A 22,617-nucleotide genomic window follows, 5' to 3' on the forward strand; every position below is an offset into this window, starting at 1 on the left:
ACTAATAATTTCCAACGGGACACCGGATACAGGGAAGTAGAGATGGGGACTCTGGACGGCCGCGTCGCGGTGCAAGATCTGCAGACCAAGGCGGTCCACTTCGCTGAGGTGCCGTTCGAGCTCAACCATCCGCTGCGGAGCGGAGACGGGCAGCGGTAGGGGATCGATGGGAGTGGCAATGCCGACGAAGACCGCCAAGCTGGAGCGGACCGCCCTGGGCACTCGGGCGATGCTCGATGACCCCTACGAGCGCTTCGCCTACCTGCGGTCGCAGGCCCCGGTCTCCTGGGCGACCGCACCGCAGCTGCTGCACGGCAGAGGCGGCTACCTGCTCACCCGGTTCGACGACGTCATGGCACTGCACAGTGAGGACCGGTACTCGACCGACGTGTTGAAGTACACCTGGGTGGGCAAGTTCGCCTGGATCCTGCCGCCGACCATTCGGATGCTGACGCAGACGATGGTGTTCAAGGACGACCCGGACCACAAGCGGCTGCGGGCACTGGTGCACAAGGCGTTCACCCCAAAGCTGGTGTCCACCATGGAATCCGACATCGTCAAGATCGCCGACCGGTTGGCCGACGAGGTGCAGGCCGAACGCGATGTCGACCTGGTGCACCAGTACGCGATCCGGTTGCCGCTCGCCGTCATCGCCACCATGCTCGGGGTGGCCGACAAGGACCGCGATGAGTTTCACCAGCTGGTGGAGAAGGTCGGCGACGGCGGCCGAAAACTGGGCATGTTCGCCGCGGCGCGTCGGCTCGTCAAGCTGTTTGAGGAGCTGATCGAAGAGCGCCGCATCCGTCCCGACGAAGGATTGATCTCAGACCTGGTGCGCGCCAACGACGATGGTGACCGGCTCACCCATAAAGAGACGGTCGCCATGGTGTTTCTGCTGCTCCTGGCCGGACATGACACCACCGCCAGCCTGATCAGCAGTAGCGTGTTGGCGCTCATCGAGCACCCCGACCAGCAGCAATTGCTGCGTGAGCAGCCAGAACTGCTGGCGGGCACCGGTATCGAGGAGTTGCTGCGCTTCACCTCACCGGTGGCCTCCGGCGCCGCACGGTTGGCCAAGGAGGACGTGGAGATCCACGGTGTCGCCATTCCGCGCGGGTCGCAGATTCTCGGCATGATCGTCTCGGCCAACCGGGACGAGACGGTATTCGACAACCCGGATGCACTGGATCTGACCCGGAAACCCAACCGCCATCTTGCTTTCAACTTCGGCATGCACTACTGCCTGGGGCACCAACTGGCCCGGCTTGAGGGCCGCATCGCCCTGACCACGTTGCTGGATCGCTTTCCCCATTGGGAGCTGGCGGCACCCCGGGAAAGCCTGCATTACAAGCCCACGGTCTCGTTGCGCGGGCTGACCAAACTACCGATACGGATGTACTGATATGACGCAGACCGACCAGGCCCAGGAGTTCGACTACGCCATCAAGGACGAGGACATCGAGCGCGCCAAGCTGCTGCTGGGCGTCGATGCCCCGACCAGCATCGACGAGTACTACCGCGAACTGAGCGTCGACGGCATCCGCAACTTCGCCCGCGCCTACGGCGATGACAACCCGCTGTTCGCCGACCCGCAGTACGCGGCCGGAACCCGGTGGGGCGCGCCGATCGCTCCGCCGATGATCCATATCGCGATGTCACGCAAGATGCTGGGCGACCCGATTCCCGAGGACATCCGCAAAGCCACCCGGGGCCTGTTCTCCGGCGTGCACATGTTCGTCTCGGGCCAAGACACCGAGTGGTATGCCCCGGTCTATGCGGGTGACACGCTCTACGGATTCGGCGGACTGGAGTCCATCGAGGAAAAGGTCAGCGAGTACGCCGGCCGTTCGGTCATCCGGCGCATCAGGTCGGTGCGGGTCAACCAGCGGGGCGAGGTGGTCACGGTTACCCGGATGATCCTGATCGCCACGGAGCGCAAGAAGTCGCGTGAACGCGGCAAGTACATGGGCCTGCAGGCCGCGACCTACACCGACGCCGAGATCGCCGAGATCGACGAGATCTATGCGGCCGAAGGCCCCCGCGGTGCCGAGCCGCGGTATTACGAGGACGTCAATGTGGGTGATGTCCTGCCGAAGATGGTCAAGGGACCATTCACCCTGACCGACATGATCTGTTTCCACACCGGTGGTTACGGTTTGGCGCCCTACGGTATCGGACCCGGCCGAGTGGGCTACAAGAACCGGCAGCGGGCGCCGAAGTTCTACATCAAGAATGCGGCAGGCATTCCCGATGTGGCGCAGCGACTGCACTGGGAGAACGAATGGTCGCAGTCCATCGGCAATCCGATGGCCTACGACTACGGCGTCATGCGGGAATGCTGGCTTACCCACTACGTCACCGACTGGATGGGTGACGACGGCTGGCTGGTGCGCCAGTACGACGAGATGCGCAAGTTCAACTTCATCGGCGACACCCAGGTCATCACCGGGGAGGTTGTCGGCAAGCGCATCGACAACGGCAACGCATTGGTCGACCTGGAGTTCCGGGCCACCAGCCAGCGCGGCGAGGTCACCGCGCCGGCCAAAGCCACCGTTGCGCTGCCCAGCCGCGAACTGGGCCCGGTGATATTGCCGCAGCCCGCTGAGGATATCCGCCGCAAAGCGGCGGTGATGATCCAGCGGCACAACGAACTTCGGCACGGAAACCAGCGGTGATCGACACCGGCACCGAGACGGTGCTGGCGCGGGTCGTCAACGGGGTGGGGGTCATCACCTTCAACCGGCCGCATCGGCGCAACGCCCTGCACAGCGAGATGTACGTGGCGATTCCCCCGCTGCTGGAGCGTTTCGCCGCCGACGACGACATCGGTGCTGTGGTGATCACCGGCAGCGGCAGCGCCTTCTGCGCCGGCGGCGATGTCCGCGACGGCGGGTCGGCCCGCGAAGTCACCGCCGCCGACCCGGAGGCAGAGATCCTGCAGCGCAGCGCAATACTGGCCGACAACGCGCGGATGGTGACGTTGCTGCACGAGATCCCGAAGATCACCATCGCCGCGCTGCCCGGCGCGGCCGTCGGAGCGGGCATGAGCATCGCGCTGGCCGCGGATCTGCGGATCGCAGCGCGGTCGGCCAAGCTGGTGCCGGGTTGGTCCAAGCTGGCCTTCTCCGGAGACTTCGGCGGCGCATGGTTCCTGACGCAGCTGCTCGGACCGTCCAGGGCGCTGGAACTGCTGATCGCGGATCGGCCGATCGACGCCGAGACGGGCTTGGCTCTGGGCCTGTTCAATCGCGTGGTCGGCGACGAGGAGTTGGCGGAAGCCGCGCTGGCCTGGGCCGCCGAGATCGCCGCCGGGCCCACTGCGGCCTTCGCCGGTACCAAGGCCAATGTCCGCGACGCGCAACGACTTCCCCTGGAGCAGGCCGTGCTGGCCGAGAGTGAGCGCATGGTGCGCAGCGCGCTCACCGCTGAACATCGGGCGGCGGTCAAGGCGTGGCTGGACACCGCGGCCAAGAAGGCCCAGGCACGCCGATGAGCAGTCAGAAGCCGGAGATCAGCGAAGAGATCCGGCAGTGGATCGCCGAGGTCACCGGCGCCGACCGGGTTACGAGCAGGCAGGTGTCCGGCGGTGCGAGTCGCCAGGCCTGGTTCATCGACGCCGCCAGCGGAGCGCAGACCCAGGAGTTGTTCCTGCGATACGACCCGAAGGCCCCCGAACCCGGCGGGGCATTCCACCCGCTGCAGGTGGAGGCCGAGATCATGGCCGAGCTGCATCGCCATGGCGTCACCGTGCCCAGGGTCATCGCCGCGCACCCCGTGCAGCAGGCGGTGCTGATGGAGCGGGTAAGCGGTGAGACCTGGTTCCGGCTGATCAAGGATCCCGACGAGCAGGTGCGCACCGCGCAGGACTTCATCGCCAAACTTGCTGCGCTGCATCGGATCGATGCACGTGATCTGAAGATCGACAGTCTGGGGCCCGCCGGTCCGGTGGCCGAGCACGTCCGTGCCGAGATCGCGGCCATGCGCGCTCGGGTACAGCGCTACGGCAAACCGGCCCCACTGCTGGGGTTCTGCATTGACTGGCTCGAGCGCAACGTGCCCGACTATGACGGGCCGACGGTGCTGGTTCAGGGCGACACCGGCCCCGGCAACTTCATGTACGCCGACGGTGTGGTCACTGCCGTCGTCGACTGGGAACTGGCGCATTTCGGTGACCCGATGGATGACATCGCCTGGCTGTCCCTGCGTGCGGTGCAGGACACCTTCACCGTGTTCCCGGACCGATTGGCCGAGTACGAACAATGGTCCGGCCACCGGATCGACGAAAACCGGGTCTGGTACTACCGGCTGTTCGCCGAAACCCGGCTGGCGTCGATCAGCCCGGGCTCGGTGGACATCAGGGCGTCCGCACCGGCCGGATCGCCCGACGCCGGGAACAGCCTGATCTACGGCATGCTGCACCGGCGGATGCTGGTCGAGGCGCTGGCCCAGGTGGTCGGAATCCCCGAGGTGCACGTCGACCTGCCCGATGAGGGCGATGCGGGGGAGTTCTCACCGGTCTATGAGGCAGCGGCCGCATCGCTGTCCGGGGCGGCGGAGCGCATCACTGACGCACTCGCGATGAGGTACGTGAAAGGTGCTGCGCGGCTGGTGAAGTATCTCGCCGAAGTCGACCGGATCGGAGCGCAGGTCGATGCGGCCGAGGTGGCCGAGCTGGGCGAGTTGCTGGGGTATACCCCGGCTTCGGTGGCCGCGGGCCGGGCCGCGCTGGCGGAGGCCACCGGTCGCGGGGCGATCACCGAACACGACTATGTCGCGCAATTGTGGCGCGGTATCAAACGTGACGATTACCTGACCCGCACCGCCTCGGGCGCGCTGGCGCGCCGGACCTGGCCGCCGCTGACGCATTCCGCCGTATCCCCGTAAGCAAGGAGCGCACGACGTTGGGTATCGCAATCACCGAAGATCACCGGGAGCTGGCCGGCGTTGCCCGGGCCTTCCTGGAAGCGCGCAAGGCACGCGAAGCCGCCCGGGCGCTGCTGGACGCCCCCGCCGAAACACAGGCGCCGTTCTGGGATGAACTGGCCGGCCTGGGTTGGCTGGGCCTGCACATCCCGGAGGAGTACGGCGGCGCGGGCTGCGGACTTCTGGAACTGGTCTCGGTAGTCGAAGAGTTCGGCCGCGTCAACGCGCCGGGCTCCTTTGTCGCAACGGTGACGGCCTCAGCGGTGATCGCAACGGCCGGCAACGAGGCCCAGCGGGCGCGCTGGCTCCCCGGTCTGGTCGACGGTTCGGTGACGGCCGCGGTCGGCGTCGACTCCTCTGCGACTGCCGACGGCAACCGGTTCACCGGCGACGGCGGGGTGGTGGTCGGTGCGGGCCTGGCCGACATCCTGCTGCTGACGGTGGGTGAGGACGTCATCGTGGTCAGCGCCGACACCGTGTGCGTCGAGGTGCCCGCCAATCTCGATCCCACGCGGCGGTCGGGGAGGGTCAGCTTGGCCGACGTCGAGGTGGCCGAAGCCGATGTCCTTCCCGGCGCCGCGACGGTGGCGAAGGCGTTGGCGCGCACTATTTTCGCGGCGGAAGCGGTCGGGGGAGCCCAGGACTGCGTGGAGCACGCAGTCGAGTACGCCAAGGTCCGCGAACAGTTCGGGCGCACTATCGGAACCTTTCAGGCCGTCAAGCACCATGCGGCCAACATGGCGGTGGCGGCCGAATCGGCGACGGCCACGGTGTGGGATGCCGCTCGTGCCGCGGCCGACGGAGACGACGAGCTCGCCCTGATGGCGGCATGTGCGGCCACCCTTGCCTTCTCGGCCTACGTGCACAATGCCGAGCTGAACATTCAGCTGCACGGTGGTATCGGATTCACCTGGGAGCATGACGCCCATCTGCACCTGCGTCGTGCTCTGGTGCTGCGCGGACTGTTCGGTGGCCGAGACGCTCCGGCGCAGGCGTACGAGCTGACCGCCAAGGGGGTGGTACGGGAGAACTCCATCGAACTGCCTGCGGAGGCCGAGGCGCTTCGCGCCGAGGTTCGCGCCGAGATCGCCTCCTGGTCCGGGCTGGACGAGGCCGCCCTGCGGGAGCGGATGATCGAAACCGGCTATGTGATGCCGCACTGGCCCAAACCGTGGGGCCGGGCCGCGGACGCGGTGGAGCAGTTGGTGATCGAACAGGAGCTGGCCGACGTCGGCATCAAGCGGCCCGACTACGGCATCACCGCGTGGGTCATCCTGACCCTGATCCAACACGGCAGCGCCGAGCAGATCGAGCGCTACGTCGCGGCGGCGCTGCGCAAGGAAGAAGTCTGGTGCCAGCTGTTCTCCGAGCCGGGGGCCGGATCAGACGCCGCGGCGGTGGCCACCAAGGCGGTCCGCGCCGAGGGCGGCTGGATCATCAACGGCCAGAAGGTCTGGACCAGCGGGGCGCAGCACTGCCAGCTGGGCCTGGCGACGGTGCGCACCGACCCGGACGCGCCCAAGCACCAGGGCATCACCACGGTGATCATCGATATGACCGCAGACGGCGTCGAGGTGCGCCCGCTGCGCCAGATCACCGGCGGCTCGGAGTTCAACGAGGTCTTCTTCACCGACGTGTTCGTCCCCGACCGGAATGTCGTCGGACAGCCCAATGCGGGCTGGACCGTGGCCCGTGCGACGTTGGGCAACGAGCGCGTCAGCATCGGGGGCGGGGCGGCCAGCGCCGACGGCGCCACCGGCATCATCGTGAATCTGACTCAGCGCTGCGGCCACGAGATCGCCGGTGCGCCCGAACGGGCCGGGCGGTTCATCGCCGAAGATCACGCACTGCGGCTGCTCAATCTGCGGCGGGCCGTGCGCAGTGTGACCGGAGCCGAACCGGGCCCCGAGGGCAACGTGACCAAGCTGCTGATCGCCGAGCACGTGGTCAACCGGGCCGCGTTGGCGGCTGAGCTGCACGGGGCCAATGTCGCGCTGCTGACGGCGCCGGCAAAGGTGACCGGCTTGCTGGTGCTGGGTTCACGCGGGATGACCATCGCGGGAGGAACGTCGGAGGTCACCCGCAATCAGATCGCCGAACGCATCCTTGGTCTGCCCCGCGATCCGTTACTGCGATGAGCGTGGCGCCGCGGCGTTCACGCCGGGGCGAACACCGGCACGTATGCGTCGCCGTGCTGCTCGAAACGAACCTCCAGTGCCATCCCGCAGCTCAACGAGTCCAGGTCGTAGTCGACGAGATTGGTGACCAAACGCAGGCCCGGCTGTTCGACGAGCTCGACCAGCGCAATGACGAAAGGCGTTGGCACCGAGGGATGAAACTGCTGCTGCGCGACGGTGTAGCTGTAGAGGAAGGCTTCCCCGGAGACGGCGCTGAAGCTCAACGGCTCTCCGCAGTCCACGCAGTTTCCCCGGGGCGGGTGGACGTAGTGCCGACACGATTCGCACCGCGCCATATGCAACTGCCCGCTTGCTCCGCCGGTCCAGAAGCCACGGTTGTGATCGTCGATCCTGGGCAGAATCCGAGGCGCGAAAGCGGGCACGGTCGACATTGTTCAATAGTACACTCATTTATGACATTGCGACGGAGGAATTTGAATGGGCGCAGCCGCCGGACCCGCTCCGGTGATCTCCGGTACGGGCATTTCGGCCATCGGGCGCCGGACCGGGATCCCCGCCGCCGACCTGACCGTCCAGGCCTGCGCGGCGGCCATTGCCGACGCGGGCCTGACCCCCGCTGATATCGACGGGGTTGTCACTCTCGGGGACACCCCGGCGGCTGAAGCGGCCGCGCTGTTGGGCATCGCTGATCCCGGGCACTTCGGCCCGGCATTCGGACCGCAGGGCCTGCTCACCCCGGTGGTGCAGGCTGCGGAGGCTGTCGTCGCCGGGCGGTGCCGCCACGTCCTGGTCTATCGCACGGTGCAGATGATCGGCGGCACCGCGCAGGCGCCCAAGGAGGGCGCCGAGGTGCCCGCGGCACTGTCCGACGTCGGCTACCTGCTTGCGGCGCATGCCTATTCGGCAGCCAATTGGCTGGCGCTGCACTGCCGGCGGCACATGGAACTGTATGGGACCACCAAAGAACACCTCGGCTGGGTGGCGATCAACGCGCGCCGCAACGCGGCCCGCAACCCCCTGGCGGTCTACCGCGACCCGATCACCATGGACGACTACCTCAACGCCAGGCCCGTCTCTACCCCGTTCGGCCTGCTGGACTGTGACGTCCCGGTCGACGGATCCATCGCCCTGGTGATCTCGGTCGCCGGACATCGTCGTGATGCCCCCCATGGTGCGGTCACCATCGAAGCCACCGGCGGATCGCCCGGGACGGGCGGGTGGTTCAGCCGCGCCGACTATCCGCAGATGGCCGCCACTGACGCCGCCGCCGAGATGTGGTCGAAGACGGCGCTCACGCCGGCCGACGTCGACCTTGCCGAGCTCTACGACGGATTCAGTTATCTGACGCTGGCCTGGCTGGAAGCGCTGGGCTTCTGTGGGCTCGGCGAGGCGGGCCCGTTTGTCGAGGGCGGCAAGCGCATCGCGCCCGACGGCGAGCTGCCGCTGAACACCTATGGGGGGCAGCTGTCCGCCGGGCGGATGCACGGCTACTGGGTGCTGCATGAGGCGTGCCAACAGCTGCGAGGATGCGCCGGCCCGACAGCCCTGGCGAAACGGCCCGAAGTGGCGGTGGTCTCGGCCGGTGGCGGCCCCATCGCCGGATGTGTGCTGCTGTCATGCTGACCCGGGCCGCCGAAACCCTGGCCGGAATACCCGGCGAGATCGTGCGTACCGCAACGCAGTACGCGGATACCGAAGTGCAGGTGCACAGTGATGTCAATCCCTATACCGGCACGATCGGTGACCTCTACGAGGAAAGTCGTCGGGTAGCCGCATCGCTGGTGGCACTGGGTATCAGGCCCGGCGATGTGGTGGCCATCCAGTTGCCGAACTGGCGGGAATGCTTCACCGCGCATGCAGGGATCTGGCTGGCGGGGGCGGTCGCGCTGCCCGTCGTGCCGATCTACGGCCCCGCCGAAGTCGCCTTCATCACCCGGCAATCCGGTGCGCGGGCGCTGATTCTCGCGCGCGAGACGCGCAACCGTGACGCCGGCGCGACGCTGGCCGCGCTCGATGACGTCTCGGGGTTGGACCACCGCATTGTGGTCGGCAAGGCGCTCCCGGGGACCGTTTCCTACCGCGATCTTGCCGAGGCCCCCGCGCCGGGTTTCACCCCGGTCGCCGGTGACGATCCCCACCAGCGGTGTCTGCTGGTGTACACCTCCGGCACCACCGCGGAGCCCAAGGGCGTCCAGCACACCCATGCCAGCCTGTTGGGTGAGGTGGCATCGTTGGACCAGATGCGCTCGTCGGGGCCCGATCTCACCACCCTGTCGGTCTTTCCGTCCGGACACATCGCCGGCACCCTTGGCATTCTTCGGATGTTGTGCCGGGGCAGCACGACCATTGCGATGGACGCCTGGAATCCCGAGCGGGCGGCTGCGCTCATCGACCGGCATGCGGTCGGATGCTCCGGCGGCGCGCCCATTCACCTGAGCGGGCTACTGGACATCGCCGAACGGGACGGGCTGGACCTGTCCAGTCTGCGCGAATACACCACGGGCGCCGCGGGGGTGGCCGGCACGTTGATACGGCGCGCCGACCGGTTCGGCATCGGCGCGTTCCGCTGCTACGGGTCATCAGAGCATCCGACGGTCAGCTCGGGGCGCCCCGAAGATCCGCTCGACAAGCGGGCCGACACCGACGGCCGGATATGCCCGGGCACGCAGGTCCGGATCGTCGACGACGAGGGGCGCGATGTCCCGGTCGGGCAGCCCGGTGAGATCCTGACGCGCGGGCCCGAAATATTCGCCGGCTACACCAACTCCGAGCACACCCGGGCCAGCCTGGTGGATGGCTGGTTCCGCACCGGCGACGTCGGCCGGATGGATGGCGACGGCTATCTCACCATCACCGACCGCAAAAAGGACATCATTGTCCGAGGCGGCGAGAACATCTCATCCAAAGAGGTCGAGGATGTGCTCGGCGCGCATCCGGCGATCGCCGAGGCCGCTGCGATCGGCGCCCCAGACGAGACCTACGGGGAGCGGGTCTGCGCGTTCGTGGTCGTCAACGACGGCTGCACCTTCGACCTCGCCGACGCCGGAGCACATTTCGCGGAGTGCGGGCTGGCGCGCCAAAAGACTCCGGAGCGCATCGTGGTGGTCTCTGAACTGCCGCGCACCGCGAGCGGAAAAGTTCAAAAGCACGTTCTTCGAAATCAACTGAAATAGCCAGGCGGAAGGAAGACCGAGATGGGCAGAGTTGACGGCAAGGTCGTACTGGTGACCGGCGGAGCGCGCGGTCAGGGCCGGCGGCACGCCGTGCGGTTGGCCGAGGAAGGAGCCGACATCATTCTGTTCGATATCTGCGCCGACATCGAACACAACGAGTACGCGCTGGCACGCCCCGAAGACCTGGAAGAGGCGTCGCGGGAGGTCGAGAAATCCGGACACCGGGTGACCGCGGCCGCCGTCGACGTCCGCGACCGGGCTGCGCTGGAGACGGCGCTGGCCGCGGCGGTCGCCGAGCTGGGCAAGCTCGATGTCGTCGTGGCGAACGCCGGTATCTGTCCGCTGGGCCTCAACCAGCCGATCGGTGCCTTTGCGAACGCCTTCGACGTCGACTTCGTCGGGGTGATCAACACCGTTCACGCTGCACTGCCCTATCTTTCGGCAGGAGCGTCGATCGTGACCGTGGGTTCGGTGGCAGGGCTGTTGGCGGAGAAGGCCGGACCCGGCTCGGCCATGGGACCGCAGGGCGCCGGAGGTGCGGGCTACAACCTGGCCAAACAGTTCATCGACAAGTACACCCTGGCGCTGGCCGCCCAGCTGTCGCCGTTGTCCATTCGGGCCAACGTGATACATCCCACCAACGTCAACACCCCCATGCTGCACAACGAGGGGATGTACAAGATGTTCCGGCCGGACCTGGAACACCCGGGAGTGGATGACGCATTGCTGACCTTCCCGATGATGCAGGGCATGCCCATTCCCTATGTCGAGCCCGAGGACATCTCGCACGCCGTGACCTATCTGGCCTCCGACGAGTCCCGGTACGTCACCGGTGTTCAGCTCAAGGTGGATGCCGGCGCCAGCCTGAAGTTCTAAAGAGTCCACAATGCAGTGGGGAATGCCCTGGCCCGGTGCTGATCTCGCGAAGAAGTGCGAGGAGGCGGGTGCTGTCGCGTTCTGTGCCGGCGAATTCGCCGACGCCAGTTCCTACGTGACGGCCGCGGAGATGGCCCGTTGCACCACCACGGCCAGGACGGGGCCGGGTATCGCCTACGCGTTCGCCCGGTCACCGTTCGTACACGCCTCGTCGGTGCGGCACCTGAACCGAATCGCGCCGGGCCGGATCTTCTTGGGGCTGGGATCGGGAACCGCCCGGATGAACCGGGACTGGTTGGGTGTCGACTCGAGTCATCCCGCCCGCCGGATGGCCGAGCTCGTCACCTGCATCCGGGGCTTCCTACAGGCCGAAAACGATCAGAAGATCGTGTTCGACGGCGACTTCTATTCGTTGAACACCCACATCAGGGCACCGGTCATGGGCCCCATCGAGGTGCCGATTCTCCTGGGCGCCTTCAACGTCCACATGATCCGCACCGCCGGCAGTGTCGCCGACGGAGTGCTCGGACACCCCCTGTTCACCGATCGGTGGTGGGCCGAGGTGGTCAATCCGCAGCTCGAGATCGGTGCCGCGCGGCACGGCCGTGACCCCGCCGGGCTCAGGCGCTGGGGCTGGATCACCACGGCGATCGACGACGACGACCCGCAGCGCGCGATCGACGACGCCAAACGCCAGATCGCCTTCGAGCTCACGGTCAGGACATACGACTCGCTGGTGGCGCTGCACGGCTGGCAGGACGAAGTCGCCGCCATCCGCGCCGAGTTCGCCACTGGCAACGCCCGCGAACTGGGAAAACACGTCAGCGATGACATGTTGTGGGCGATAGCGGTGTGCGGCGATCGTGCACAGGCCCGCGAGATGTTGGCGGCCCGGCGACGGCTGCCCGACATCGGATTCTTCTCACCGCCAGGATTTCTCATCAGTCCACGGCGCCGACAGCACTACCGAACACAGGTGATCGAGGCATTCGCCGAGAATGGAGTGGTTCTGACATGACCGCAGGTTCTGCCACCGCCGAAGGTGAGGCGCTGAACAAGCTCTGGACCGGTGCCAAGGAGTCACCGCCTGTCGTCTGGCTGGCGCGGCTCGGTGCGGTGTTCGTGGTGGTTCAGCTCTACGTCTACCTGCGCTGGATCTTCTCGGACAAGTTCGCCCCCACTCCTGCCGGACCCGATCCGATACCGGGCTCAGCGATGTTCTGGATCCGGTTCTGGGAGATCGGTTGTGTGCTGGCAGGTATCGCGCTGGCCTGGTGGATCGTGCGCAAAATGCGCGCCGATCGCGAGCTCCCGCCGGTCGGGGTGTTCGTGGTGGCATGGCTGCTGGCGGCCTGGCAGGACCCCGGCGTCAACGCGACGAGACCGGTGTTCGCCTACAACAGCGGATTCTTCAACAGGGGAACGTGGGGCGAATTCATTCCCGGGTGGGTCAGCAAGGGTGCGGAGAACCCGCAGCCGCTGATCTACTTCCTGGCCAGCTACATCGTGCTGACTCCGTTGGCGATCATGGGAATCGACAAGCTGATCGCCCGCATCCGCACCGCGGCGCCCCGGCTGAACAGGGCCGGCGTGCTGGCGGTGATGCTGGTGCTGTTCACCGTGCTGGACATCGTGCTGGAGCAGTATTTCCATCGGGTCGGCCTGTGGAACTACCTGCGGGTGGACGCTACGTGGGCGATCTTCCCCGGCACCCTGTATCAGTTCCCGTTGTACGAGGGGGTTGTCTTCGGCGGCATCGTCAGCGGACTGTCCATTGCCATCTACTGCTTCCGGGACCAGGACGGCAAGATGCTCACCGATACCGGGATCGAGAAGGTGCGCAACAAGCGGCTGGTTCCGGTGGTCCGCATCCTGGCGCTGACCGCGGTGTTCAACGTGATCATGATGGTCTTCATGCTGGGCTTCAACTTGGTCAACCAGCACGCCGACACCCAACCGGCGGAGCCGATTCCGAGTTACCTGCACCACGACATGTGTGGCCTGGGCCCCAACCCGCCATGCCCGCCCCTGCCGTGACCGGCGTCTGCGCCCGCGGTGCTGTCTAGGCCTTCTCGGATCCGGCCCGATCACCCGTCTGGCCCACTCCGATCTCGTGGAACATGGTGTTCTGCAACAGGCGCAGGGTATCCGGGGCAACCGCATGTGCCGCCAGGTACATCGAGCCCAACGGATTGTTCACCGCTCGCGGCCGGCGCCGGATGGCGTCGATCAGCATGTCGGTCCCCTCATCGACGGTCAGCGATGCGAAGCCGCTCCAATCGGTGGGAGCGATCATCTCGGTGTCCACCAACGGCAGGTGCACGTTGGTGAATCGCACCCCGTCGCGCAGGCTCTCGATCGCGGCCACCCCGAAGAAGGCGTCCAGCGCCGCCTTGGATCCGATGTACGCCGAGAAGGTCGGCAGGTTCGACAACACCCCGACCGAGGAACTGTGCACCACGTGACCGCTTCGGCGGCTGCGCATTCCGGGAAGAAACCGCAGCGTCAAACCCACACCGGCCAGGTAGTTCAGGCGCATGGTGCGCTCGTAGTCGTGGAGTCGATGTTCGGACTCCGCGACTGAGCGCATGATCGATCTGCCGGCGTTGCTCACGAAGATGTCGGGGGCACCGAACCGATCGAGCACGGCCTGGGCGACCTCGTTGATGCCCTCCTCGCTGGACAGGTCGCCGACCACCGCGTGGGCCGTACCGCCGGTGGCCTCGATCTCGCGGACCAGGCGGTCGAGTTCGTCGGCTCGGCGGGCGGTGACGACGGCGGTTGCGCCCGCCCCCGCGACCCGCTGGGCCAGCCGCCTGCCGATACCGCTCGACGCGCCGGTGATGAAGACGACCCGCCCGGCGACGCGGTCGGCCAGCGACGGGATGCCCACTCGGGGAACCCGTACCGGCTTGGTCAGGGCGTTGATCGAATAGCGCATCGCGGTGCGCAACGGACTGGGTGCCATGGCGGGTGAAATCCTTTGATCAGGCGGCCGGTTGGGTACCGGGAGCGGCCGCATGCAGGTCGTTGAGATAGGCCGACGCGCGCCGCAGGGCTGCCATGCCTTCGGGGATGATGTCGGCCAGGACCGGGAAGACGTGGATCTGGCGTTCCCACAGCTCGAGAGTGGTTCGGACACCGTTGCCGGCCAGTCGGTGCGCGAAGTCGATGGCGTCGGCTGCGACGAACTCCCGCGACCCCACCTGGATGAGGGTGGGAGGCAGGCCGGCGAGGTCGGCGCACAGCAGGCTGGTGGTGGCCCCGATCCCGTCAGTGCCGCCGGCTTTCAATTCAACTCGTGCGAGGCTGCGGCACAACGCGTTATAGGCGCGCCGGCCGATCAGCGCGTCCCGGTGCCGGCCGCGCCGGTGCGGTGTCGGTGTGAAATCAAGACCCGGTGACCAGCAGACCAACCCGGCCGGACTGCCGAGGTTGCGCTGTCGTGCGGTGAGCGCGGTGGCGACGGACAGGAAGCCACCCGCGGAGTCACCGACGATGCTGATATCGGTGGAACGGTAGCCGCGGTTGAGCAGCCACTCGAATGCTGTTGCGCAGTCGTGTACCGAACTGCTGACCGGAAATCGGGGACCCTGCCGGTAGTCGACCAGCAGGGCGGCTTGCCCGGTCTCACGGACCAGGTGAGAAACCGCCCGGCGATGGGTGTTCGGCCCGCCGACGTAGAACGCGCCGCCGTGTAGATACAGCATGATGTGGGGCGACCGGGGACCGCCGTCCGGCTGGATGATCTCGGCGTACGTTTCGCCCACCCGTACCGGCTCGACGGTGACCCCGGGCAACGAGGGGAGACGCTTGGCGACGAGTTCGGCAAGGGCGAAGGGCCACGGCAGATCGAGCAGGTGGCCGCCGACATAGACCGCCGGCTTCGCCAGTGCAGCGGCGGCACCGGACACGGCCCGGGAGCGGGGGCTTCTTCCCGCAACGAACGAGATGGCCAATTCACCTGAGCGGCTAGGCGTCACAGCGGTGCTCCTTAACAGACGGCTCCGCGCGGGTGCCTCGACCCGTTGCGCGAGAACAATCGAGCTCAAGCTACACGGGTGCGGCGGATTCGGCGGAACGCGGTCTTCCTTGCCTTACCTTGCCCCTTATATTAAATAGATCAGTATCCTATTGGGAGGTTTCATGGCGTTCAAGCCCGGGGCACGCCCGTCGTCGCAGCCGCTGCCGGCGACGCACTGATCATGCAGATTCGGGAGTGGGCGGTTTCCGGGCGCACCGCGTTGATCGTGCACCCGAGCGGTGTCCGGCTCACCTTTGCCGAGCTCGAGGCCCGGGCGAACCGGCTGGCTCATCACTTCCGGGCGGCGGGCCTGCGCGAAGGCGACACCGTCGCGGTGCTGATGGAAAACAACCAGCACATGCACGCCGTGCTGTGGGCCGCGCGTCGCTGCGGCCTGTACTACGCGACCGTCAGCACCCAGCTGACCGCACCCGAAGCGGCCTACATCATTGAAAACTGCGGCGCCAGAGCAATAATCGGATCCGCGGGCACGCAGCACCTATGCGCTGCGCTGGGTTCGCACCTACCCGGCGGGTTACCCGCGCTGCGGATACTGGCTGACGGAGTCCTCGACGGTTGGCAGTCGTACCCGGAGTGCGTCGCTGGACAGCCGGTTCACCCGATCGCGGACGAGGTGGAGGGGGATCTGCTGCAGTACTCGTCGGGAACCACGGGCAGGCCCAAGGGAATCCGCCGAGAGCTGCCGCACACGTCACCGCGGCAGGCCGGGGTGTTGCTGGCGCCGTTGCTGGCCGCTGCCGGAATCGACGGGCAGTCGGTGTATCTGAGCCCGGCCCCGCTTTATCACACCGCGCCGTCGTTCTGGTCGATGTCGGTCCAGGCGCTCGGCGGGACCGTGGTCATGCTGGAGAAGTTCGATGCCCGAGAGGCGTTGGAGGCCATCGAGCGCTACCGCGTCACGCACGCGCAGTTCGTACCGACGATGTTCGTCCGGATGCTCAAACTCCCGGCCTCGGTGCGTGCCAGTTACGACGTGTCCAGCCTGCGCCGGGTGGTGCATGCCGCGGCGCCGTGCCCGCCGGAGATCAAGAGGCAGATGATCGACTGGTGGGGACCGATCATCGACGAGTTCTACGGATCCTCCGAAGGTGCCGGAGCCTCCTACATCCGGGCGCAGGAGTGGCTGTCGCATCCGGGCTCCGTGGGCCGGCCGATGGGCGGGGTGGTCCACATCCTCGGTGAGGACGGCACAGAGTTGCCGGCCGGTGAGCACGGCGAGATCTACTTCGAGGGGGGCCTGCCGTTCTCCTATCTCAACGACGTTGCCAAGACCGCCGCCTCACGTAACGAGCGGGGCTGGGTCAGCGTCGGCGACGTCGGCTATCTCGACGAAGACGGCTATCTGTATCTGACCGACCGCCGGCATCACGTGATCATCTCCGGCGGCGTCAACATCTACCCGCAGGAGGCCGAGAACCTGCTGATCAGCCACCCGCGAGTGCTCGACGCCGCGGTCTTCGGTATCCCCGACCCGGCGATGGGGCAGTCGGTCAAAGCCGTTGTGCAATGTGTGGATCCGGCGGATGCCGTCGACGAGTTCGCGCAGGAGTTGCTGGCCTGGGTGCGCGAGCGGCTGGCGCACTACAAGTGCCCGCGATCGATCTCCTTCGAGGACGTGCTGCCCCGCACCGAGGCCGGAAAAATGCGCAAGGTCGAGTTGGCGCAGCGCTACGGAGCGGCCGCGACCGGCTGACGTGACAACCCGTCGGACGCGTCAAAAGCCCAGCGCCTACAGGTCGCCGGAGTAGTCGGCGGTCAGCCAGCGGTCGGGCCGGATGGTGAACAGCACGCTGGACGCACCGTCCATATTGGCGGCAATGGCCCGGCCGCCCTCTTCGCCCAGGTAGCGGATCGCGATGGCCTCACGCTGGGGAAGTGGGGCCGGGGTGGCCGCATCGACCACGGTGCCTTCCACGATCACGTATTGATAGGGCAGTTCTTCGCGTTGCACCACCAGGGTCACCGCACCGGCCTCTTCGACGAGGCGGGCCTTGCGCCGGCCGGCGCCGGTGTTGACCAGAATGTCGCCGCCGGGGGTGTAGTGGTACCAGATCGGGACGCTGGCCGGCGGTCGGCCGTCGTTGGCGGCCACCGACAACACCCCGACGTGCTTGTCGGCGAGAAACTGCTGACGTTCGGTTTCGGTAAAGGGTTTGGGCATACTGCCACGAACGGCGATCGGCACCGGGCTATTCCGCCGGTTCTCCTCAGATGATCCCCGTGCGGGTGGCCGCCGAGGCTTACACTCCGGCGGTACCTGCCGAGAAGGAGCCCCCAATGCCCGCAGCGGATCTCGTCGTCACCGGCACGGTACTCACGGTCAACGACGCGCAACCGACCGCCGAGGCACTGGCGGTCACCGACGGGCGCATCGTCGCGGTCGGCGACCGTACGGACATGGACGCGTTCATCGGCGCCGACACCCGGGTGTTCGACATCGGCGAGGGCTGCGTACTGCCCGGCTTCATCGAGGCCCACGGGCATCCGCTGATGGAGTCGGTCGTGTTGTCGGGCCGGATGGTCGACATCCGCCCGGTCACCGTGACCGACGCAGCCGCGGTGGTGGATCTGGTCCGCAAAGAGGTGGCCGCCCGGGGCGCCGAGGGGGCCTACGCGATCGGCTGGGACCAGTTGCTGCAGCCGGGCCTGCCCGAACCCACGTTGGCCTGGCTGGACAGCGTCTCCCCGGACGCCCCGCTGGTGATCGTGCACAACTCGGGCCACAAGGCGTACTTCAACAGCGCGGCCGGCCGAGCCGCCGGCCTGAGCCGCGACACCCCCGACCCAGCTGGGGCGAAATACGGTCGCGATGCCGCCGGCGAACTGGACGGCACCGCGGAAGAGACCGCCGCACTCATTCCGCTGCTGGGTGAGGCGATGTTGCCCGGCGACGCCCCGGCGATGCTGCGTGCCGAATGCGCCCGGCTCAACCGGGCCGGGCTGACGACGATTTCGGAGATGGCCTTCGCGCCCCAGTTCCGGCCGCTGGTGCAGGCATTGCATGACGAGTTGACGCTGCGACTGCGCACCTATGAGATCTCCAACGCGGCGCTGCACACGGACGCATCACCGGAAAACGGCGACGACATGCTGCGCCAGGTCGGGATCAAGATCTGGGTGGACGGCTCGCCGTGGATCGGCAACATCGACCTGTCCTTCCCGTACCTGGACACCGACGCCACCCGGGTCATCGGCGTTGAGCCCGGATCATGTGGGCACGCCAACTACACCGGTGAACAACTGACCGAGATCGTCGAGGCGTACTTCCCGCAGGGCTGGCAGATGGCCTGTCACGTGCACGGCGACAACGGCGTCGACACCATCCTCGACGTCTACGAGCACGTCCTGCGTCGGCACCCGCGCCCCGATCACCGACTGCGCCTCGAACACGTCGGCGCCATCCGCCCCGAGCAGTTGCGGCGGGCCACCGCCCTGGGCGTCACCTGCAGTCTGTTCATCGACCACCTCCACTACTGGGGTGATGTTCTGGTCGACGGACTGTTCGGGGAGGACCGCGGATCACACTGGATGCCGGCGGCGTCCGCCATCGCAGCGGGCATGCGCATCTCACTGCACAACGACGCGCCGGTCACCCCCGAAGAACCGTTGCGCAACATCAGCGTGGCCGCCACCCGGCGCGCACCCAGTGGGCGGATCCTGGCCCCGGAAGAACGGCTCACCGTCGAGCAGGCGATCCGGGCGCAAACCCTCGACGCGGCCTGGCAGCTGTTCGCCGATGAGGTGACCGGCTCACTTGAGGTGGGCAAGTACGCCGATCTGGTGGTGCTCTCCGCGGATCCGCGGACCGTGGCCCCAGAGGCGATCGCCGATCTTGACGTACGCGCCACCTTCCTGGCGGGTCGCCAAGTGTTCTGAGCGTGCAGCGCCGGGGCTATTTAAAGGAGCTTTGGGGTCTAAAGTCCTCTGGTGAAGCCAAAGCTGGTTAGGCTAACCTCCATCGCATGACACTTCCGATGCCGGACCGCAAGACCGCTGACCTTCCCGGACACTGGCTCTTCGCCCGCCTCGGCAAACGTGTCCTCCGGCCGGGTGGGCTCGGGCTGACGCACCGGATGCTCGCCGACGCGAACATCGCGGGCGCCGACGTCGTCGAACTGGCGCCCGGCATGGGCCGCACCGCACGCGACATCCTGGCGCACACCCCCGGCACCTACACCGGCGTCGAGGCCGACGACCATGCTGCCGGTGTCGTCCGCTCGGTGGTGGGCGACAAGGGACGGGTGGTCACCGGCCAGGCATCGGAGACCGGGCTGGCCGATGACAGCGTCGACGTGGTCATCGGCGAGGCAATGCTGACCATGCAGACCAATGCCCACAAGTCCGAGATCATGCGCGAGGCCTTCCGGGTGCTGCGGCCGGGCGGCCGCTATGCCATCCACGAAATGATGCTGCAGCCCGCCGATGTGCCGGAGGCCGTCAAGGATGAGGTCCGCACCGCCCTGGCCCGCTCGATCAAGGTCAACGCCCGGCCGCTGACGGCCGCGGAGTGGACCGAACTGCTCACCGAGGCCGGCTTCGAGGTGGAGAAGGTGGGCTACGCGCCGATGGCGCTGTTGGAGCCACACCGGTTGATCGCCGACGAGGGTCTGTTCGGGGCGCTGCGCTTCGTGTTCAACGTGCTGCGCGATGCCGACGCGCGGGCCCGGGTGCTCAACATGCGCGCGACGTTCCGCCGCCACCGCAAGAACATGGCCGCGATCGAGGTGATTGCCGCCAAGCCCGCCTAGGTTTCCCGGGCCGACCCGCCGAGCCGGAATCCAGCGACGCGACACACCGTGGGAGCGTCGCCGGATTCCGGCTCGCGGCATGATGGACAGGTGACAACCCGCGACCGCGACGATTCGGGCCGCCCCCGTAACGCCCGCCCGCGTGACCGGCTGGGCCGCCCGCTGCCCCGCGGCAGCCAGGGCGGGGTCGAAGGTGTTCCCGACGACCTCGACCTGCCGCCGGCCCAGATGCTCGCCTACGCGCAGCTGTTATTGGATGACGGCCTGGCGTTCAACGCCCACGAGGTGCTGGAAGCCGCCTGGAAGCATCGGCCCGCCGCCGAGCGGGAACTGTGGCAGGGCTTGGCACAGCTGGCCGTCGGCGTCACCCACGTCCAGCGTGGCAACGTCGCCGGTGCAGTCAGTCTGTTGCGCCGCGGCGCCGAACATCTGGAGACGGTGCGGCCCCCCGCCCCGTACGGGATCGATCTCGCCGGCCTGCTGGACTTCGCCGCGCGGCTGGCCGACGACCTGGCGTCCGGCGCCGAGATCGGCCCGCAGCGGCTGCACCCGCGGCTGGTCGCGTGAGCGCCCCGATCCGCTGGACGCTTGCCGACGGCCGCGACCTGCTGTTCTTCGCCCTGCCCGGCCGCACCCCGGTACCGGTGCCCGATCGCCGGCCGCTGTCCCCGCGTGACCCCGAGCCGTCGCAGCTGCGCTTCGACCGCACCACCGGCCAGTGGGTGATCATCGCCGCCCAGCGCCAGGACCGCACCTATAAGCCCCCCGCCGAAGCCTGCCCGCTGTGCCCGGGACCGAGCGGACAGACCAGCGAGGTGCCGGCGGCCGACTACGACGTGGTGGTGTTCGAGAACCGATTCCCCAGTCTGGCCGGAGCCGCTGCGCTCGCCGCACCGTCGGACGGTGCGGAGTTCGTTGCTACTCCGGGCAGTGGCCGTTGCGAGGTGATCTGCTTCTCCGCCGACCACACCGGTTCGTTCGCCGACCTGCCGGCGGCACACGCGCTGCTGGTGGTGCAGGCATGGCGGCACCGCACCGCAGATCTGTTGGCCCGTCCGGGCGTCGAGCAGGTGTTCTGCTTCGAAAACCGCGGCGAGGAGATCGGGGTGACGCTGGCCCACCCGCACGGCCAGATCTACGGCTACCCCTACCTGACCCCGCGCACCGCCGCCATGCTGGCTCAAGCTCGTGCGCATCGAGTAGCGCACGGCACCAATCTGTTTGCCGATCTGCTGGCGGCGGAGCGCGCCGAGGGTACTCGCGTCGTGGCTCGGAGCGCACACTGCACCGCGTTCGTGCCGTTCGCCGCGCGCTGGCCGGTGGAGGTCCATCTGTATCCGAACCGGTGGGTGCACAACCTGACCGACCTGACCGACGACGAGCTCGAGGATTTCACCGCCCTCTATCGAAACCTGTTGGGCCGCTTCGACCGTCTCTACGACGCGCCGCTGCCCTATATGGCCGCGCTGCATCAGTACCGCGGCGACGGCGTGCAGGCCGACGGCTATTTCCACGTCGAGCTGATGTCGATCAGACGCAGCGCCACCAAATTGAAGTATCTGGCGGCCTCCGAGTCAGCGATGGACGCGTTCATCGCCGACGTCACCCCGGAGTCCGTGGCGGCTAGGCTGCGTGAGCTGTGATCACCTACTCCGCCCCGGGCCGGGTCAACCTGATCGGCGAACACACCGACTACAACGGCGGTTACGCGCTGCCCATCGCGTTGCCGCAACGCACCAGCGTCATCTACACCCCGGCCGAGACCGACACACTCACCGTGCTCAGCGACCGCGCCGATGAACCGGTGAGCATCCCGCTGGACACCACGCCGGGGCAGATCACCGGCTGGGGGGCGTATGCGGCCGGGGTGATCTGGGCGCTGCGCGACAGGGGTTTTCCGGTCCCCGGTGGAACCATGGATATCCGCAGCGACGTGCCGATCGGCTCGGGCCTGTCGTCGTCGGCGGCGCTGGAATGCGCAGTCCTGGGCGCCCTGGCTTCAGCGGCCGGTCTGCACATCGATCGGATCGAGCAGGCCCGGATCGGCCAGCGCGCCGAGAACGACTACGTCGGTGCGCCGACGGGGCTGCTGGATCAATTGGCATCGCTGTTCGGTGAGGTGTCGCACGCGCTGCTCATCGACTTCCGGGATGTCACTGTGCACCCGGTGGCGTTCGACCCCGACGCCTCCGGGGTGAGTCTGCTGCTGCTCGACTCCGGGCAACGGCACGGCCACGTCGACGGTGAGTACGCCGCCCGGCGGGCTTCGTGTGAGCGGGCCGCCGCCGCCTTGGGGGTCTCCTCGCTGCGGGAGGTCGGCAGTGTTGCGGCGCTGGATGCGGTGACCGACCCGGTCGATGCCCGGCGGGCTCGGCACGTGCTGACCGAGAACGAGCGGGTGCTGGATTTCGTTGCGGCGTGCGCCGAGCTGGACTTCGCCGCGGCCGGAGCGCTGTTCAACGCGTCGCATACCTCGATGCGTGACGACTTCGAGATCACCACCGAGAACATCGACCTGATCGCCGAGAGTGCGGTGGCCGCCGGTGCGCTCGGTGCCCGGATGACCGGAGGCGGGTTCGGCGGCTGTGTGATCGCGTTGGTGCCCGCGGCGCTCACGGTGAAGGTGGGCGATGCGGTGCGTGCCGCGGTCACCGCTGCCGGATACCCCGAACCGGACGTGAGCCGGGTATATGCCGCGGCGGGGGCGGGATAGC

At 67.5% G+C, this 22,617-nt stretch carries 20 protein-coding genes; 16 read left to right on the forward strand and 4 right to left on the reverse strand.

Annotated features, from left to right (window positions below):
• The first annotated feature begins 178 nt into the window (after positions 1-178).
• From AWC18_RS10310 to AWC18_RS10330, 5 genes are read left to right on the forward strand one after another with little or no spacing between them, the layout of a single operon-like run.
• Positions 179-1,402 carry a cytochrome P450 family protein gene (locus AWC18_RS10310; RefSeq protein WP_085138631.1) on the forward strand — a complete coding sequence of 408 codons (1,224 nt, stop codon included), beginning with the start codon at positions 179-181 and terminating at the stop codon, positions 1,400-1,402.
• A 1-nt stretch (position 1,403) separates the two neighbouring features.
• Positions 1,404-2,675 carry an FAS1-like dehydratase domain-containing protein gene (locus AWC18_RS10315; protein WP_085138632.1) on the forward strand — a complete coding sequence of 424 codons (1,272 nt, stop codon included), beginning with the start codon at positions 1,404-1,406 and terminating at the stop codon, positions 2,673-2,675.
• Positions 2,672-3,493: an enoyl-CoA hydratase/isomerase family protein gene (locus AWC18_RS10320; RefSeq protein ID WP_085138633.1), complete on the forward strand. Its 822-nt coding sequence runs from the start codon at positions 2,672-2,674 to the stop codon at positions 3,491-3,493. Before AWC18_RS10315 ends, AWC18_RS10320 begins: the two co-directional genes overlap by 4 nt.
• Complete coding sequence (locus AWC18_RS10325; RefSeq protein WP_085138634.1) at positions 3,490-4,884, forward strand: phosphotransferase family protein; 1,395 nt, start codon at positions 3,490-3,492, stop codon at positions 4,882-4,884. The genes AWC18_RS10320 and AWC18_RS10325 overlap by 4 nt, the downstream gene beginning before the upstream one ends.
• A gap of 17 nt (positions 4,885-4,901) precedes the next feature.
• The gene (locus AWC18_RS10330; protein ID WP_064999092.1) at positions 4,902-7,061 is read left to right on the forward strand and encodes an acyl-CoA dehydrogenase family protein; all 2,160 of its coding nucleotides are present in this window, start codon (positions 4,902-4,904) and stop codon (positions 7,059-7,061) included.
• Positions 7,062-7,078: 17 nt separating this feature from the next.
• Here AWC18_RS10330 and AWC18_RS10335 read toward each other — a convergent pair whose 3' ends face one another.
• Positions 7,079-7,492, reverse strand: coding sequence for a Zn-ribbon domain-containing OB-fold protein (locus AWC18_RS10335; protein ID WP_064999091.1), 414 nt, complete (start codon positions 7,490-7,492; stop codon positions 7,079-7,081).
• A 46-nt stretch (positions 7,493-7,538) separates the two neighbouring features.
• Here AWC18_RS10335 and AWC18_RS10340 point away from each other — a divergent pair, with 46 nt between their 5' ends.
• The 5 genes from AWC18_RS10340 to AWC18_RS10360 are packed head-to-tail and all read left to right on the forward strand — an operon-like array spanning position 7,539 to position 13,147.
• Complete coding sequence (locus tag AWC18_RS10340) at positions 7,539-8,684, forward strand: thiolase family protein (protein WP_064999090.1); 1,146 nt, start codon at positions 7,539-7,541, stop codon at positions 8,682-8,684.
• The gene (locus AWC18_RS10345; protein ID WP_234806484.1) at positions 8,663-10,234 is read left to right on the forward strand and encodes a class I adenylate-forming enzyme family protein; all 1,572 of its coding nucleotides are present in this window, start codon (positions 8,663-8,665) and stop codon (positions 10,232-10,234) included. Before AWC18_RS10340 ends, AWC18_RS10345 begins: the two co-directional genes overlap by 22 nt.
• 21 nt (positions 10,235-10,255) lie before the next feature.
• Positions 10,256-11,110, forward strand: coding sequence for a mycofactocin-coupled SDR family oxidoreductase (locus AWC18_RS10350; protein ID WP_085138636.1), 855 nt, complete (start codon positions 10,256-10,258; stop codon positions 11,108-11,110).
• Positions 11,111-11,120: 10 nt separating this feature from the next.
• The gene (locus AWC18_RS10355; protein ID WP_085138637.1) at positions 11,121-12,128 is read left to right on the forward strand and encodes an LLM class flavin-dependent oxidoreductase; all 1,008 of its coding nucleotides are present in this window, start codon (positions 11,121-11,123) and stop codon (positions 12,126-12,128) included.
• Positions 12,125-13,147, forward strand: coding sequence for a spirocyclase AveC family protein (locus AWC18_RS10360; RefSeq protein ID WP_085138638.1), 1,023 nt, complete (start codon positions 12,125-12,127; stop codon positions 13,145-13,147). Before AWC18_RS10355 ends, AWC18_RS10360 begins: the two co-directional genes overlap by 4 nt.
• 25 nt (positions 13,148-13,172) lie before the next feature.
• Here the strand turns inward: AWC18_RS10360 and AWC18_RS10365 are convergent, their stop codons facing one another.
• Together AWC18_RS10365 and AWC18_RS10370 are read right to left on the reverse strand one after the other, a co-directional pair.
• Positions 13,173-14,078: an SDR family NAD(P)-dependent oxidoreductase gene (locus AWC18_RS10365; RefSeq protein ID WP_082961213.1), complete on the reverse strand. Its 906-nt coding sequence runs from the start codon at positions 14,076-14,078 to the stop codon at positions 13,173-13,175.
• A gap of 19 nt (positions 14,079-14,097) precedes the next feature.
• Positions 14,098-15,093 (reverse strand): alpha/beta hydrolase, encoded by a 996-nt coding sequence (locus AWC18_RS10370; protein WP_131810680.1) that lies wholly within the window; start codon positions 15,091-15,093, stop codon positions 14,098-14,100.
• Between the two features lie 222 nt (positions 15,094-15,315).
• On the opposite strand from AWC18_RS10370, the gene fadD4 reads away from it, so the two are divergent.
• Positions 15,316-16,848 (forward strand): fatty-acid--CoA ligase FadD4, encoded by a 1,533-nt coding sequence (fadD4, locus tag AWC18_RS10375; RefSeq protein ID WP_064999086.1) that lies wholly within the window; start codon positions 15,316-15,318, stop codon positions 16,846-16,848.
• Between the two features lie 36 nt (positions 16,849-16,884).
• Here the strand turns inward: fadD4 and AWC18_RS10380 are convergent, their stop codons facing one another.
• Positions 16,885-17,316 (reverse strand): pyridoxamine 5'-phosphate oxidase family protein, encoded by a 432-nt coding sequence (locus tag AWC18_RS10380; protein WP_064999140.1) that lies wholly within the window; start codon positions 17,314-17,316, stop codon positions 16,885-16,887.
• 116 nt (positions 17,317-17,432) lie between these two features.
• On the opposite strand from AWC18_RS10380, the gene AWC18_RS10385 reads away from it, so the two are divergent.
• The 5 genes from AWC18_RS10385 to AWC18_RS10405 all read left to right on the forward strand — a co-directional run bounded on the left by AWC18_RS10385 (position 17,433) and on the right by AWC18_RS10405 (position 22,616).
• The gene (locus AWC18_RS10385; protein ID WP_085138690.1) at positions 17,433-19,031 is read left to right on the forward strand and encodes an amidohydrolase; all 1,599 of its coding nucleotides are present in this window, start codon (positions 17,433-17,435) and stop codon (positions 19,029-19,031) included.
• Between the two features lie 86 nt (positions 19,032-19,117).
• The gene (locus AWC18_RS10390) at positions 19,118-19,903 is read left to right on the forward strand and encodes a class I SAM-dependent methyltransferase (RefSeq protein WP_085138639.1); all 786 of its coding nucleotides are present in this window, start codon (positions 19,118-19,120) and stop codon (positions 19,901-19,903) included.
• A gap of 90 nt (positions 19,904-19,993) precedes the next feature.
• Complete coding sequence (locus AWC18_RS10395; RefSeq protein ID WP_064999084.1) at positions 19,994-20,470, forward strand: DUF309 domain-containing protein; 477 nt, start codon at positions 19,994-19,996, stop codon at positions 20,468-20,470.
• Entirely contained in the window at positions 20,467-21,546 is a 1,080-nt protein-coding gene (gene galT / locus AWC18_RS10400) for a galactose-1-phosphate uridylyltransferase (protein WP_085138640.1), read from the forward strand. The genes AWC18_RS10395 and galT overlap by 4 nt, the downstream gene beginning before the upstream one ends.
• Positions 21,543-22,616, forward strand: a complete 1,074-nt coding sequence (locus AWC18_RS10405; RefSeq protein WP_085138641.1) for a galactokinase — start codon at positions 21,543-21,545, stop codon at positions 22,614-22,616. The genes galT and AWC18_RS10405 overlap by 4 nt, the downstream gene beginning before the upstream one ends.
• Position 22,617 lies beyond the last annotated feature (1 nt).

The sequence above is a fragment of the Mycolicibacter nonchromogenicus genome, assembly GCF_002101775.1.
GTDB lineage: Bacteria > Actinomycetota > Actinomycetes > Mycobacteriales > Mycobacteriaceae > Mycobacterium > Mycobacterium nonchromogenicum.

What these genes read in the sequence shown, in the direction of transcription:
- AWC18_RS10310 (WP_085138631.1), top strand. Translation starts at nt 179, where the DNA reads ATGCCGACGAAGACCGCCAAGCTGGAGCGGACCGCCCTGGGCACTCGG.
- AWC18_RS10325 (WP_085138634.1), top strand. Translation starts at nt 3,490, where the DNA reads ATGAGCAGTCAGAAGCCGGAGATCAGCGAAGAGATCCGGCAGTGGATC.
- AWC18_RS10340 (WP_064999090.1), top strand. Translation starts at nt 7,539, where the DNA reads ATGGGCGCAGCCGCCGGACCCGCTCCGGTGATCTCCGGTACGGGCATT.
- AWC18_RS10385 (WP_085138690.1), top strand. Translation starts at nt 17,433, where the DNA reads ATGCCCGCAGCGGATCTCGTCGTCACCGGCACGGTACTCACGGTCAAC.
- AWC18_RS10335 (WP_064999091.1), bottom strand. Translation starts at nt 7,492, where the DNA reads ATGTCGACCGTGCCCGCTTTCGCGCCTCGGATTCTGCCCAGGATCGAC.
- AWC18_RS10355 (WP_085138637.1), top strand. Translation starts at nt 11,121, where the DNA reads ATGCAGTGGGGAATGCCCTGGCCCGGTGCTGATCTCGCGAAGAAGTGC.
- AWC18_RS10390 (WP_085138639.1), top strand. Translation starts at nt 19,118, where the DNA reads ATGACACTTCCGATGCCGGACCGCAAGACCGCTGACCTTCCCGGACAC.
- AWC18_RS10360 (WP_085138638.1), top strand. Translation starts at nt 12,125, where the DNA reads ATGACCGCAGGTTCTGCCACCGCCGAAGGTGAGGCGCTGAACAAGCTC.
- AWC18_RS10345 (WP_234806484.1), top strand. Translation starts at nt 8,663, where the DNA reads ATGTGTGCTGCTGTCATGCTGACCCGGGCCGCCGAAACCCTGGCCGGA.
- AWC18_RS10315 (WP_085138632.1), top strand. Translation starts at nt 1,404, where the DNA reads ATGACGCAGACCGACCAGGCCCAGGAGTTCGACTACGCCATCAAGGAC.
- AWC18_RS10365 (WP_082961213.1), bottom strand. Translation starts at nt 14,078, where the DNA reads ATGGCACCCAGTCCGTTGCGCACCGCGATGCGCTATTCGATCAACGCC.
- AWC18_RS10380 (WP_064999140.1), bottom strand. Translation starts at nt 17,316, where the DNA reads ATGCCCAAACCCTTTACCGAAACCGAACGTCAGCAGTTTCTCGCCGAC.
- AWC18_RS10350 (WP_085138636.1), top strand. Translation starts at nt 10,256, where the DNA reads ATGGGCAGAGTTGACGGCAAGGTCGTACTGGTGACCGGCGGAGCGCGC.
- fadD4 (WP_064999086.1), top strand. Translation starts at nt 15,316, where the DNA reads ATGCAGATTCGGGAGTGGGCGGTTTCCGGGCGCACCGCGTTGATCGTG.